At 43.8% G+C, this 13,144-nt stretch carries 14 protein-coding genes; 13 read left to right on the forward strand and 1 reads right to left on the reverse strand.

Annotated elements, in window-relative coordinates; genetic code table 11:
* From G3RUM_RS01880 to G3RUM_RS01890, 3 genes are read left to right on the forward strand one after another with little or no spacing between them, the layout of a single operon-like run.
* Positions 1-222 (forward strand): hypothetical protein, encoded by a 222-nt coding sequence (locus tag G3RUM_RS01880; protein WP_129734829.1) that lies wholly within the window; start codon positions 1-3, stop codon positions 220-222.
* Complete coding sequence (locus G3RUM_RS01885) at positions 212-2,353, forward strand: type IV secretory system conjugative DNA transfer family protein (RefSeq protein WP_129734831.1); 2,142 nt, start codon at positions 212-214, stop codon at positions 2,351-2,353. Before G3RUM_RS01880 ends, G3RUM_RS01885 begins: the two co-directional genes overlap by 11 nt.
* A gap of 1 nt (position 2,354) precedes the next feature.
* Positions 2,355-3,374 (forward strand): replication-relaxation family protein, encoded by a 1,020-nt coding sequence (locus G3RUM_RS01890; RefSeq protein ID WP_129734833.1) that lies wholly within the window; start codon positions 2,355-2,357, stop codon positions 3,372-3,374.
* Positions 3,375-3,501: 127 nt separating this feature from the next.
* Here G3RUM_RS01890 and G3RUM_RS01895 read toward each other — a convergent pair whose 3' ends face one another.
* A complete protein-coding gene (locus G3RUM_RS01895) occupies positions 3,502-3,900 on the reverse strand; it encodes a CdiA C-terminal domain-containing protein (protein ID WP_129734835.1) in 399 nt (132 codons plus the stop codon).
* Positions 3,901-3,994: 94 nt separating this feature from the next.
* Here G3RUM_RS01895 and G3RUM_RS01900 point away from each other — a divergent pair, with 94 nt between their 5' ends.
* From G3RUM_RS01900 to G3RUM_RS01945, 10 genes are all read left to right on the forward strand, one after another.
* Positions 3,995-4,222 carry a hypothetical protein gene (locus G3RUM_RS01900; RefSeq protein ID WP_129734837.1) on the forward strand — a complete coding sequence of 76 codons (228 nt, stop codon included), beginning with the start codon at positions 3,995-3,997 and terminating at the stop codon, positions 4,220-4,222.
* Positions 4,223-4,265: 43 nt separating this feature from the next.
* Positions 4,266-4,445: a DUF5049 domain-containing protein gene (locus G3RUM_RS01905; RefSeq protein ID WP_129734839.1), complete on the forward strand. Its 180-nt coding sequence runs from the start codon at positions 4,266-4,268 to the stop codon at positions 4,443-4,445.
* Positions 4,446-4,447: 2 nt separating this feature from the next.
* Entirely contained in the window at positions 4,448-5,122 is a 675-nt protein-coding gene (locus tag G3RUM_RS01910; RefSeq protein ID WP_129734841.1) for a hypothetical protein, read from the forward strand.
* Positions 5,106-5,336, forward strand: coding sequence for a DUF4314 domain-containing protein (locus tag G3RUM_RS01915; protein ID WP_206660896.1), 231 nt, complete (start codon positions 5,106-5,108; stop codon positions 5,334-5,336). The genes G3RUM_RS01910 and G3RUM_RS01915 overlap by 17 nt, the downstream gene beginning before the upstream one ends.
* Positions 5,337-5,402: 66 nt before the next feature.
* Positions 5,403-5,696, forward strand: coding sequence for a hypothetical protein (locus tag G3RUM_RS01920; protein ID WP_206660897.1), 294 nt, complete (start codon positions 5,403-5,405; stop codon positions 5,694-5,696).
* A 55-nt stretch (positions 5,697-5,751) separates the two neighbouring features.
* Positions 5,752-7,095, forward strand: a complete 1,344-nt coding sequence (locus G3RUM_RS01925) for a recombinase family protein (RefSeq protein ID WP_129734847.1) — start codon at positions 5,752-5,754, stop codon at positions 7,093-7,095.
* The gene (locus tag G3RUM_RS01930; RefSeq protein WP_129734849.1) at positions 7,064-8,347 is read left to right on the forward strand and encodes a recombinase family protein; all 1,284 of its coding nucleotides are present in this window, start codon (positions 7,064-7,066) and stop codon (positions 8,345-8,347) included. The genes G3RUM_RS01925 and G3RUM_RS01930 overlap by 32 nt, the downstream gene beginning before the upstream one ends.
* Positions 8,348-8,873: 526 nt before the next feature.
* A complete protein-coding gene (locus G3RUM_RS01935; protein WP_129734851.1) occupies positions 8,874-9,353 on the forward strand; it encodes a hypothetical protein in 480 nt (159 codons plus the stop codon).
* Between the two features lie 313 nt (positions 9,354-9,666).
* Entirely contained in the window at positions 9,667-11,583 is a 1,917-nt protein-coding gene (locus tag G3RUM_RS01940) for an APC family permease (RefSeq protein WP_129734853.1), read from the forward strand.
* 184 nt (positions 11,584-11,767) lie between these two features.
* Complete coding sequence (locus G3RUM_RS01945; RefSeq protein WP_129734855.1) at positions 11,768-13,027, forward strand: DUF11 domain-containing protein; 1,260 nt, start codon at positions 11,768-11,770, stop codon at positions 13,025-13,027.
* Positions 13,028-13,144 lie beyond the last annotated feature (117 nt).

A 13,144-nucleotide genomic window follows, 5' to 3' on the forward strand; every position in this document is an offset into this window, starting at 1 on the left:
ATGAGAAGAAAAGACGACAAGGACGAGCCTACGGAACGCGGACTGATGAGTCGCATCATAGAGGGCGTTATCGTCTTCGCTGTCCTCGGTTTCGTTATCAAGCTGGGCGTAGAATCCATTCTCTCCGTCAAAATCCCACTACTGATTATCGCCGTAATCTGCGGTGCAATCGTTATCGGTTATCGTGTTTACAAACACAAGAGGGATCACGATGATTACTAAGGGCATCATCTTTCACGAGATTTTTATACAGCGCCCGTATGAAGCGGAGATTTTACATAGCATACTCACCAATATCGCCACCCTTTCATCGCGTGGAGCTATTGTGTGGGAGGTGCGCTGTAAAAACGGCAAAGTGAGATATCTGCTTGGAACCCCAAAGAAATCTATCAGCAAGGTACAAGAGGTTTTCAAGGCACATAGCGAAGTGCAGTTTGCCAAAGCAGAGCGCAGGGATTTTGTAGAGGACGCGAGGAAAATCCGCATCTCAAAACCGGTATTATCTCTCAATACCGAAGTATCATCAGCGATGATCCGAGCAGTACTTGCCGCTATGCTTGGGGCAAGAGCTGAGACGGAATCTGTCGTACAAATTATCTTTGGGGCGGCTTTCGCCCCGAAGACCGTCCCTAAGAATCTCCCTGATCCAAATTCTACTTGGCTTGACACTCTGCTCGGCAACATCAAAACCGCTTCACAGGAGTGTCGCCGTGCCGCTAAAGATAAAGCAGACCAGTATTCTTTTGAGGCTGTGATTCGTGTAGGAATGACAGGCGAGCATACAATGACAAGGCTGAATAATATCATATCCGCTATGCGGACGCTGGAATCAGCAGGGGTACATATTCATGCTGAGAAAGAGTCGCCGGACAATCTCAATAATATAGCTTTACCTTGGAGAATGCCGCTAAAATTATCGGTAAAAGAAGCTGCGTGTTTTCTGCTGCTTCCTGCCGGTGAAGAAGAAATCCCCGGTACGCCCAGCTTGCACCCGAAGCCACTATTACCGCCGCAATGGCACAAAGAGCCAACCAGCAATACAAGCAGCCGTGTGTTTGCTGTTTCAACTGATAACGAGCACAAAAAGCTCAGTATCTCACCAAAGGACGCTTTGGAGCACACTTCACTACTCGGTCCCACCGGAAGTGGTAAGAGCACAGTACTTCAACACTTAATTATATCGGATATTAAAGCCGGACGGAGCGTGCTGGTGATTGATCCAAAAGCTGATCTTGTTACAGATATTCTGGAGCGTATTCCAAATGAGCGTAAGGATGACGTAGTGGTAATAGACCCTTCCGATCCTTCCCCGGTTGGTTTCAATCCTTTGGCATATAATCAAGACCCATCGCTCACCGCTGATTCTATCCTTGCAGTATTCCAAGAGATCTTCTCTCAGAACTGGGGTATCAGATCAGCGGATATTTTATCCGGCGCACTTTTGACATTAGCGCAAGTCAGAGGAGCGAATCTGCTGTGGCTCCCACAGCTCCTGACGGATGAGAGCTTTCGCAAGCGCATCACTTCTAATATTAACGACCCTATCGCCTTACAGCCGTTCTGGAAACACTTTGAGGCGATGAAGGATTCAGAGCGCAGAACGGAAATTGCTCCGGTACTTAATAAACTCAGGCAGATCACCTACAGACCGGGACTGAGGAACGTACTCGGTCAGTCTGAGCCGAAGTTTTCGCTGACCGATTTGTTCTACAAGCGGAAGATCGTGCTGGTACCGCTGAATCGCGGCATTATCGGCGCAGAGTCGGCGAAGCTGCTCGGCAGCCTGATCGTAGGGCTGACGTGGTCGCTGGCGCTGTCACGGGCGAAAATACCGCCGGAAAAGCGGCATATGGTATCCGTCTACATAGATGAGCTGCAGGATTATCTTGCCCTGCCGACGTCGTTTAGCGATGCTTTAGCGCAAGCGAGAGGACTCGGCGTGGCATATACAGTTGCTCATCAGTATAGAGGACAACTGCCGCCGGATATCAAAGCAGGGATTGATGTAAACTGTCGTAACAAAATTGTCTTCGGGCTAAACGCTGATGACGCAAAAGATATGGCGAAACAAGCGCCGGAGCTTCAAGCTTTAGATTTTATGAGCTTACCGCGATACCACATCTATACTTCGTTTCAGTCAGGCGGCAGAAGCACCGGCTGGATAAATGGACAGACCTTGCCGCCGTCACCACCCTTACGTTTAGCGGCTGAACTCAAAGCCGAGAGCATGAAGCGTTATGGAGTGCCGGCGGAGCAGACCGAAGCTGAGCTCATTCAGATGATGACAAAGCAAGAATCGCAACCAGACCCTAACATAATTAACAGCCCTATCGGGAGAAAGAGAAAGAAATAATATGAAGCCAAACAATAATAACGGCGAAAATCAAGCTTTTATATCTGTTTCTACGGCATCCAACCGCCCATCCAATCGCTTGGACTTCAAAGGCGCAGTAATGGCTGAAGATGGCGCAGATAAGCAGTATAAGGGAGACGACTCTATCCCCTTTCAGGGGATACCACCTAACTCAGCGGCGGGAGCCGCCCCTGATAAAAAGAGAAGACTGACGAGGGCGCAGCTGGAGAAGTTGGAGAAACGGTTATCCGCCAGAGACCTTTCGGTATTACAGGCTCTCAGAAAATACCGTTTCCTAACCTCTGATCAGGTTGGTAGATTGTATTTTACTAATTGCTCTACCAAAACTTCACGGACACGGAATCAAAATCTGCTCTTAAAACGTCTGTCAGATCACGGACTGATTCGCCCGCTGGCAAGACGGATCGGCGGTTATCAGGGCGGTTCCTCAGTGCAAATCTGGTATCTCACCGAAGCCGGGTTCAGACTGCTGACTCTTAACACGCCGGGCGAACATAAACGGAAACGCTTTTCTGAGCCTTCACCAATGTTTCTGGAGCATACGCTCTCTATCGCTGAGTGCGTGGTACAGCTAACGCTTATCTGCCGCAACAGCCATGACCTGTCTCTGGATGCAGTAGACACCGAGCCGTCCTGCTGGCGTAAATACAAATCCGATGGGCGAGTGTGTTATCTCAAACCGGATGTTTTCGTAGTCACGAGTTATGAAAAATATGAGGATAGCTGGTTTATAGAAATAGATCTCAGTACGGAATCGTCCTCGCAGATCATAGAGAAATGTAACGCCTATTTAGAGTATTTCTACACCGGTATTGAGCAGAAGGAAACCGGCGTCTTTCCGATTGTCACTTGGGTAGTGAAAGATAGCACTCGCAAAGAGAAGATCAAGCAATGCATCCGTGAAAGCATTAAGGGTCAGCCGAAAATGTTCTTAGTCATCACACCGGATGAACTGGAAAAGATGATTAGACAGTATATAGATAGCGGCGAGATATGCTGACGGAGGTAAAAATGTGTAAGACAGGCTTAACCACAAAGTGCCTTAACAAAAAATTACTGGTTTGAGATAAAAAATGAAGCCTCCGGCTCAGTGAATGCTCACCCTCGGAGACTTCGCTAGCTTAATTTTATCGCACTAAATCATTTATGTCAATAGCTATTCCATCACGTTTTACGAAAATCAGATGTTTAATGCCTTTTCCTTCTTTTAGTTTAGAAGTTAAAAAATTGATAATACTTCGGTCTTGCACTTTCTTCATCCTGATTGAAGTGATAGCAATATTAGGGGATTGACGATTTACTGCTTTAATTAGGTTTCTTTCAACTGCTTTTATATTTGAACCTTCAGGAGCTTTGAATTCAAAAATCGTATTGTTTACAAAAGCATCTGCTGAACAAGCAGAGGGGTGGTTAGGAATAAACCTTACATTATAGCCAATGTTAGCAAGACCAGTGGCAATGAATAGCTCATGGTTCCAAATATTTACTCCTTCATCAATAATGATCTGACCTTTAATTTTCTTCATAGCGAAGATTATACCATTAAATACAAAACAAACCAATATGCTCCCTCGGGAGCGCCACGAATAACAATCAAAAACAAGAAAGGAGGCACACACCATGCAAAACAGCGGTCTGATTGGGCTAAAGGTCGCGAACGACGGTCTGGGTTTGAGAACAGCTTTAGAAACACAGTACGATATTGCTGAGCTAAAGCATATCGGGAACTTTGTGTTTCGGGCTAAGCTCAAAGACCAAACGAGCTTGGAGATACAGAGAAAGCCGGTGGAGCTCGCAGCGTTCCATATCCGCATTGTCAGTATCAAAAAGCTCGGCAAATCTATCTAATGCGACATTTGTCGCATAGCACATTAAAAGGAGATGATGCAATATGACGGAAAAAGTCAAAAGCCAGATCCTCGCGATCCGCGACAGCGGTGAAACCAATATGCTGGACTACAGAATGGTACAGTCTATTGCTAACCGTGAGGGTTACTATGAGTTAGTCGTGTATATTGAAGAAAACCGCAGTAAGTATTTTCATTTCATTATGACTGGAGAGGAAGTGTAAAAATGATTATCCGTTACAATGTCACAGGCGAAGAAAGAAAGCATTTGGCTTATGAGTTAGGTAAGATTACGTTATGGGCGCCGGTATACGCTAAAGCACCCACCTTTGCTTACAAGGTTGGCAACTATACTGTAGACAAAACCGGCGCAATTACTTGTCCTACAGGCATGACAAAAGATGTATTGGACAGGCTTGTTAGTTTGCTAAAGGAGGAAGGCTTTGTCCCGGAATCCGTTGAGGGAGACGCTCTAACCATCAGTATTCCAAAGGAAACTGTCACCACTGATGCTTTGCTCCGTCTCAGGCAGATCATCTGCAACAAAGCCGTTTTATTTGAACGTGCTTTTCAGACAAATGTAATCTCGCTTGAAGAATCAGATGACAAGATCAGTTTTCCATGGTTTACCGTTTATGGTGAAGACGGCGAGGCGAAAGCTTACAGTGATTTCGTATTTGCTCTCTGCCGCATGGCACAGGAACGAAAGCGAATCACCTCAAAACCATATGACGGCAATAACGACAAATTCACAATGCGACTGTTTCTGGTTCAGCTTGATATGAAAGGCGATGAGTATAAGCAGACCCGAAAGATTCTGCTTCGCCATCTTTCCGGCAACAGCGCATGGCGAAACGGTACACCAACCGGAGGTGAAGACGCAAGTGAATCCGTTACCTAAGAGAGAAACCATCGCTTGTTTAAGGGAGCGTTTTCCAAAAGGAACCCGCGTCCAGCTGGTTTCAATGGATGATCCGTATAGCAAGCTCAAACCCGGTGATCGCGGGACTGTAGATTTCGTGGACGATGCAGGAACGATTTTTGTCAACTGGGACTGCGGCTCAGGACTCGGCGTTGTTTATGGCGCAGACAGGATACGCATCATTGGAACGTAAAGTACATTATATCCCCAGTCTGAAAAGGCTGGGGATAACCAAAACAAAACCATGGAAAGGAATGATATGATGACAGCTGAACAATTAGAAGTCATCGCTATTCTGCGCAGCTTGAATTATCCGTACAGCTTTATCGCTAATGAGCTGAAGCTGTCTATGAATACGGTAAAATCCATCTGTCACAGAAAGGGCTATAAAGCCTTTGGCAAGCGCAAGACAAAGGATGAAAAAACAGCAGCGCCGATCTGTAAATGCTGCCACAAGCCGCTACCAGAAGGTATGAGAAGCGACGCTAAGTTTTGCTCTACCTATTGCCGTACTAAATGGCGCAGACAGAATTTCAGAATCATTGAAAAATAGACTTGACTATTTTCCCCAACAGAGGGTGAATGTGTGTTGTTAGGAGGTAATATCAATGAAAATCACTGAAATACCGGCAAAAACACAAGAAGAAAAAACCATCCGTGTAGCAGCATATGCCCGTGTATCCTCTGACAAAGACGCTGCCTTTCACTCATTAGAAGCTCAAAAGGCTTACTATGAGGAATATATCAGACAGAATCCTAACTGGACTTTGGTAGATATTTACTCGGATAACGGTATCTCAGGAACCATTATCAACCGCCCGGAGTTTCAGCGGATGCTGGAGGATTGCCGAAACGGAAAAATAGATTTAGTCGTTACCAAATCTATTACTCGTTTTGCTAGGAATACGGTTATCCTACTTGAAACAGTCCGTGAGTTAAAAGCTCTTGATATAGACGTATTCTTTGAAAAAGAGAATATGCACAGTATCAGCCCGGACGGAGAATTGCTTTTGACACTTCTTGCAATGTATGCCGAAGAAGAAGCCCGCTCTGCCAGCGAGAATCAGAAATGGCGCATTCGCAAAAAGTTTGAAAACGGCGAGCCGTGGGTTGGAGATATGCTCGGCTACAGACTGGTAGACGGCAAAATGATCATCGTGCCGGAGGAAGCTGAAATTGTAAAGATGATTTTTAATGACTATTTGTCAGGGATGGGATTACAGACCATAGCCAAAAAATTAAATTCTATGGATTTTCCTGCTAGATATTCTGACCACTGGAGAGCAAATACACTCAGTGTAATCCTTCATAACGAGAAATATACAGGCAATATGTTGCTCCAAAAAACATATCGTTCAGATTTTAGGACAAAACGAAAAGTTAAAAACAGAGGCGAATTAAGACAATACTTTGTAGAAAACAGCCATGAAGCAATTATTGATAGAGATATTTTTATGGCTGTTCAAGAAGAGATGAAAAGGCGACAAGCGTTATTTTTCTCGATCCAACCTGCTAACAAACAAATATCACTATTTAAGGGACTTATTCACTGTGGATTATGCGGAGCTCCGTATCGCAGACGAATAGCAAATTCCAGTAGTCATCCTAAAAATGTGTGGATATGTGGTAAATACTATGATCTTGGTAAACAATATTGCTCATCACAGCAAATCCCTGAGGATATTCTTATTGGCAAAACCAAAGAGGTATTAGGGATAGATAACTTGGACAGAGAGACTATACAAGCAAGAATCTCTAACATAGAGGTTACGGGACATTTTCATCTCCGCTATACGTTTAAAGACGGTTCCGTTCAGTATGTAGTATGGGAGCATAAATCTCGCAAAGAAAGCTGGACTCCGGAAATGAAAGAAAAAGCTCGGCAAAAAACACTAAAGCGTAATGCGGAAAGGAGGAAAAATGAGCAAGGACATGAAGATAACCGTAATTGAATCTACAAAAGATTTGATTCAACAAACGGAAGACCATGCTTCACAAAAGCTACGTGTTGCTGCCTATGCTCGTGTTTCCACAGAGCAGGAGGAGCAGCAATCCAGTTATGAGGCTCAGGTGAATTATTACACCGCATATATCCAGAATAATCCTGATTGGGAATTCGTCGGGGTATTTGCTGATGAAGGTATTACTGGTACAAATACCAAAAAACGTGACGGCTTTAATCTTATGATTGAAAAAGCGTTAAACGGAGAAATAGATCTGATCCTTACAAAATCCATTTCTCGTTTTGCACGCAATACGGTTGATACGCTTCAAATAGTCCGTCAGTTGAAAACTGCAGGGGTTGAGGTGCGATTTGAAAAAGAGAATCTCCATACATTTGATCCTAAATGCGAGATGATGCTAACTATATTAGCTTCACTTGCTCAGGAGGAAAGTCGTTCCATTAGTGAAAATGTCCGTTGGGGCAAAAAACGCAGTATGGAAGAAGGTAAGGTCAGTTTAGCTTATTCTCACTTTCTCGGATATCGCAAAGGAGAAGATGGCAGACCTGAGATTATTGAGGAAGAAGCCGCAATTATTCGTAAAATTTACGAGCTTTTTCTTGATGGATTAACCCCAAAGCATATCGCTACTTATCTTACTGAACAAAATATCCCTACTCCTACCGGCAAAAAGGTTTGGTATTTCAGCACCGTTAGAAGTATCCTGACCAATGAAAAATATAAAGGCGATGCCCTGCTTCAAAAAACTTATACCACGGACTACCTAACGAAAAAGGTAAAGAAAAACAACGGCGAAATGAAGCAGTATCTCGTAGAAAACTCCCATGAGCCGATTATTGAACCCGAAGTATTTGATCTCGTTCAGGAAAAGTTGAAAAAATACGAACAACAAACCAACAGAGTTCAACATTACAGTCCATTTGCCAGTAAAATTATTTGCGGAGATTGTGGTGGATTTTATGGACGAAAAACGAGATATTCACAGAAAGGCAAGCCTTGCCGTGTTTCGTGGTACTGCAATCAGAAGTATAATAACGAGGTTAAATGCAGTACCCAAACCTTGAATGAGCTACAGATCAAAGCTGCATTTGAAAAGGTATTAACGAAACTCGGATATCCCGATCTAACCTTTACCGAAAAGCTATGGAACGAGTTGGTACAGAACGTAATAGTATATTCTAACGGAAAGTTCTTATTTAATTTGAAGAATGGGAACCAGCAGGAAATAACCTTAGAATAGTACCTTATTACAAAGCACTGCGTAATAAAACGTGGTGCTTTTTCATGCAAGAATTGTTATAATAATCTGTAAAGCTTTCTTGATATTGTTATAGCGAAGATATAATCTTTAAAATAGGGTTTGAAAAACTGGTGCATTATATATCATATGTTTCTATCCGTGTCAAATTTGTGTTGTAGCGAGGAAGAACTTCTATAGAGCCAAAAGAGGTGTGCAGAGACAAGTGTTAAATTCAGCCTGATTTAGGCTGTTTTTTGTTGTTTTTGTGGTGATGGCGAGTGTAGCTGGTGCTGTGGCGGCAATAATTTATAGAAGAACAAGGGAATAATGATAGAAGATAGGAAAATCACCCGGTTTGGGTGATTTTTTGTTTTATGTTTTAAGTATTGACAAAAATAAACATGTGTGCTATAATGAGGGCATTGTAGTTTAACAGTTTGGCTAAAAGAAAAAGGGTCAAGTAAGTATAGAAGATAAGAAGAGTGCATATATATATGTTCGGCGAGCTATAAAAGGAGATGATGATATGCCGAAAGAGAAAAAGAATAATGGAAAAAACCATACTACAAGTAACCCCATTTCCGCGGCGGCGAATCCTTCGAGTCCCAGAACTATGTCTTGGGAAGAGATGGTAGCCGAGACAAACAAGAGGTGTGCAGCGATGGCTGGTGATGTTAAAGACATCAAAGTCGTCATGACCGACCAGGGTAACCGACTTAAGTCTGTCGAGGAGAAAACCGACACTCTTACCAAGGAGGTTGATGATCTCAAGAAGAGAGTTAAGGTGGCTGAAGAGTCCGCTAAGACTGGCGGCAAGAAGCCCTCCGTTATAGGATTCCGTTACTATCCCGGCGGTGATCTCAGCAAGCCTTTGTCTGATCCGATTGAAGATTACTGGGAGGCTTGCCAGCTTGGCGGCGGTTTTAGGATCGTGAAGGTCAAATGCCGTCGCAATGGTGACAAGCTGGAGGTTATTCCTTCCAGCGAACTTAATGACTATTCATAAACCCTTTTTCTGCCGGAATCTCCGGCGCCAGCTGTGACTACAGTACATTTGGGAACCCCGGCTAAATGGCCGGGGTTTTCACAGGAAAATTTTTTAGACATAAGCGCTAAAATCTGATGTGCATATTGACAAAAAAGCGAAAGTGTGATACAATGAGATTAGTCTGAGTTTTAGTGTGTTTTAAGACAACGAAGACCATTAACAACCGAATCGTCCCAGATTTCAAATGAAATCTGGGTGCTATCTGTTTAAACTGCTCCCCGAACCGACTGGGGGCGGTACCTCCAGAAAAATATAATAGGAGGTAATTAATATGTTGGCTACAATATTTGCTTTGCTTTTTAGCATTATTGCTACTTTGGCGACAGCAACGTTGGCTCACTATTTTAACTACGGCGGACAGGTCTTTAAAAAGGTCATTGTTGAAGTAAATGGTGAGAAAGTTATCGACAGGAAGATGGGCATAACTAAAGCTGGCGTTACCGGTTGGATGATATCTTTTGCCGTGGGTTTGACATACTTTTTTGGAGTATGCAATGCATGGAGTTTCAAGCAACCGTGGTTGGCTTTGCCGATTAATTTGGCAATTATCGGAGCACTGGTATACCTCACCATATGGTGGATACAGAACGGTGCTGCGATCAAAGAGTTGGTGCTCTTCTTACTAATATCATTAGGATTGACCTTTATTTGGCTCGACAACATGAGAGTGATGTCGGCTTTGTGGGACAATCTAATACTAACAAAAGTCGCCGGAGTGATTCCGATATTAGGGATTCTTGCTGTTGGGGCAATAGTAATTTCTAATATGCTTTTCTATCATTATCATGATAATGAAGTATTAGAGGGAGATTCGGCGGAGGTTGCTGAGGAAAAGAAGGCAAAGGCAGACTGTTTTCGCGCTTCTGGTTGGATAACAAGAGGCGTGGCGATTTTAGTCGCAATAGTAGTTCTGGTGAGTGTGCTTGCTGGTTGCGGCGCGGAAGCTGTAACTGAGGAAGCGATCAATAACCTGACTGTGACGAAACTTACGCCGGAAGATTTGGAGAAACTGAATACTGAAAAGTACGCGGAAGTATCCGAGAAGCTTTTGGCTTCGTCTTTGGGCCCACACGACAAGGAACGTACGGCATCGACAGGCTTTTCTGACGCTTTGACTTACGGTTTTAAAGCTAAGGATAGCCAAAAGATGTTCCTGGAGTTGGAGGAGGAGATCCTCCGTAACCCCGTTTACGGGGTTACCGTAGCGAATGCTTTGAAGGATAAGAAAATCGGTGATAAAACGATTGGATCCTTCAACTCCTGGATGGACGAGATGGTCGAGAGAAACAAAAAGGGTGTTTTCGTCTGGTGCGAGTATCGCAATAACGATACCAGTACTATTTACGTAACAACGGAATATCGTTGTTACGCAGCGACACTCTGTACGCTGCTCGAAAGGTTGGTAGATCAAGGTGTTCAAAGTCGGCAAACGATTGAAAATTGGCCGCTGAATGGTTCAGCGAAAAACAACGATCGAGCCGGCATCAAGGCATCGTACCAATATAAGAAAGAAGCTTTAATTTTGGCTTATATTGGAAAAGACGAAGCTGGCAAAAAGGATGCCAAAGGTCTGCTGGTGATAGGCTTTAATATTCATGATAAGCGGCCGGAATTCTTTAGCGAGAAGGACCAGCCGAAAATCGTGAATGTGCCTAAAACTACGCCGTCTGGCGGAGGAGGAAGCAATCCTCCTGGCAAACCGGATTCGACGAATCCACCGGATAATCCTCCGTCGCCGACTACCACGCCTGAACCGACTACTACTCCTGAACCAACGACGCCAAGCCCGACGTATGATAAGGATCCGAATAAGGCTCCGAGTGAAAACACGGAAGAAAATGACGATCCTGGTCCTGGGCCGAACACCAATAATGGTGATGGGGCTCAGCATTCGAGTGAGGATCGTGATACCAATTCGGATCACTACGAGAATTACGATGATTATCGTGAGGACATGCAGGATATGCAAGACACCAACAATAATCAGCGTACGGGCGATGATGACAATACGCCTTCTACGCAGGGCGGATCTGGCACCAACGTTGATAATAACGGCGATAATGGTACGGGAAACGGAGGGGCTAATGATGCTACTCCGGTACAGAATCCGGCACAGGGTAGTGACGGAGAGGATATTTCAAATAACCCCAATAACCCGGCAGGATCCTGGGGAGGACCTACGGGTTAAAGCAAGATAGCACTAAATTTTGGGTGGAGCCCATGGGCTGGACGCCCAAGCACATTATCAAGAGTCCGGCGGCTTTTGCTGCCGGGCTTCATCCAAAAATAAATTTGAGACTGGGATGATTCGGTTGTATAGACGAAAATTAACAATTCGGCTAGCACAACTATATTAATTAGAAAGGAATAACATGAATAAGATTTACAAATCTATTTTAGGAGTGTCTGCGGCAGCTGTAGTGCTCGCAGGTACGTTGACTCCAGCATTTGTAAGTGCTTGGGGCGATTCGGCCAATGGCCGTCCAAGCTATACGCTTGATCAAATTAATAATGGTGAACTTGGTGATACCATTACGTTTAACTCGATTTCAAACGGTAAAATCGGGGATGAGAAGAACTTCGTAGGCGCAAAGGTGGCTGGTGCAACAGTAGAAACCTGGAATGCCAACGAAATTGAAGTGAAGGATGGCGAAACTTATACGATTCGTCTTTTCGTTCACAATAACAGTCCTAAGGGTATGGATGCGATTGCGAAGGGTGTAAAGGCTACTTTCTCGCTTCCTACGACAGTGGCTAAATCTCATACGATTATCGGGTATTTGGATTCTTCCAATGCTACACCTAATCGTTACTGGGATGAAGTGACATTAAAATCTAGCGACAACTTCTATCTTGAATACGTTGATGGTTCTGCTAAATATAATAACAACAAGGGTACTTTTAGTTTATCTAATGATGTAATCATTTCGGGTGCTACACTCGGGTTTGACAAGATGAACGGTGAAATTCCAGGTTGTTATGAATATTCTGGTGTGGTGACCATCAACGTGAAGGTACACAAATCTGTGTCTGCGAAGGTTTCTAAGCAGGTACGACTTAAAGGTACTAAGACTTGGAGTGAGTCGGTAAATGCTAAGGTCGGTGATGAAGTTGAGTATCAAATTGAGTATGTAAACTTGCTTGCTGATCAGGTAAATAACGTGATGATTCGCGATATTCTGCCAACCAACGTTGAATATATGAAAGATTCAACTTATCTTTACAACTCACAATACCAAAATGGTTTGTTGCTCAAAGATAATACTTTGACAACTTCTGGTATTAATATTGGCAGCTATTCTGCAAAAGGTAATGCGTATGTACGCTTTACTGGTAAAGTAGTGGACAAGACCCTTGCCTGTGGTGATAACCAATTGGTGAACTGGGCTAACTCTACTGTGAATGGTGCAGTAGTGGGTAAAGATGATGCATCGGTGATGGTAAATAAGAGTGGTGATGTTTGTAAAGACAAGCCAACTCCTCCTACGCCAACACCTGATAACCCAACTGATACTCCTACGACAATCGTAGCGACTGGTCCTGCCACAATTGTGACTGGGGCAGTGGGTACTGGTTCGGTAGTGACGATGCTTGGTTACTATATTGCTAGCCGTAAGAAGTTAATGAAATAAGTTGACCGCTTCATTCTAGGGCGGGAAAACTTAAGAAGTCTCCCTGAGTTTCGGCTTGGGGAGATTTTTGTTTGTGTTTTTATGAATTTTTGTGTAAATTTTTGAAAATGCTTATGT

The sequence above is a fragment of the Candidatus Nanosyncoccus alces genome (genome assembly GCF_004138395.1).
In the GTDB taxonomy this organism is placed as follows: Bacteria; Patescibacteriota; Saccharimonadia; order Saccharimonadales; family Saccharimonadaceae; genus Nanosyncoccus; species Nanosyncoccus alces.

What these genes read in the sequence shown, in the direction of transcription:
- G3RUM_RS01890 (WP_129734833.1), top strand. Translation starts at nt 2,355, where the DNA reads ATGAAGCCAAACAATAATAACGGCGAAAATCAAGCTTTTATATCTGTT.
- G3RUM_RS01930 (WP_129734849.1), top strand. Translation starts at nt 7,064, where the DNA reads ATGAGCAAGGACATGAAGATAACCGTAATTGAATCTACAAAAGATTTG.
- G3RUM_RS01920 (WP_206660897.1), top strand. Translation starts at nt 5,403, where the DNA reads ATGATGACAGCTGAACAATTAGAAGTCATCGCTATTCTGCGCAGCTTG.
- G3RUM_RS01895 (WP_129734835.1), bottom strand. Translation starts at nt 3,900, where the DNA reads ATGAAGAAAATTAAAGGTCAGATCATTATTGATGAAGGAGTAAATATT.
- G3RUM_RS01900 (WP_129734837.1), top strand. Translation starts at nt 3,995, where the DNA reads ATGCAAAACAGCGGTCTGATTGGGCTAAAGGTCGCGAACGACGGTCTG.
- G3RUM_RS01935 (WP_129734851.1), top strand. Translation starts at nt 8,874, where the DNA reads ATGCCGAAAGAGAAAAAGAATAATGGAAAAAACCATACTACAAGTAAC.
- G3RUM_RS01905 (WP_129734839.1), top strand. Translation starts at nt 4,266, where the DNA reads ATGACGGAAAAAGTCAAAAGCCAGATCCTCGCGATCCGCGACAGCGGT.
- G3RUM_RS01880 (WP_129734829.1), top strand. Translation starts at nt 1, where the DNA reads ATGAGAAGAAAAGACGACAAGGACGAGCCTACGGAACGCGGACTGATG.
- G3RUM_RS01940 (WP_129734853.1), top strand. Translation starts at nt 9,667, where the DNA reads ATGTTGGCTACAATATTTGCTTTGCTTTTTAGCATTATTGCTACTTTG.
- G3RUM_RS01925 (WP_129734847.1), top strand. Translation starts at nt 5,752, where the DNA reads ATGAAAATCACTGAAATACCGGCAAAAACACAAGAAGAAAAAACCATC.
- G3RUM_RS01945 (WP_129734855.1), top strand. Translation starts at nt 11,768, where the DNA reads ATGAATAAGATTTACAAATCTATTTTAGGAGTGTCTGCGGCAGCTGTA.
- G3RUM_RS01910 (WP_129734841.1), top strand. Translation starts at nt 4,448, where the DNA reads ATGATTATCCGTTACAATGTCACAGGCGAAGAAAGAAAGCATTTGGCT.
- G3RUM_RS01885 (WP_129734831.1), top strand. Translation starts at nt 212, where the DNA reads ATGATTACTAAGGGCATCATCTTTCACGAGATTTTTATACAGCGCCCG.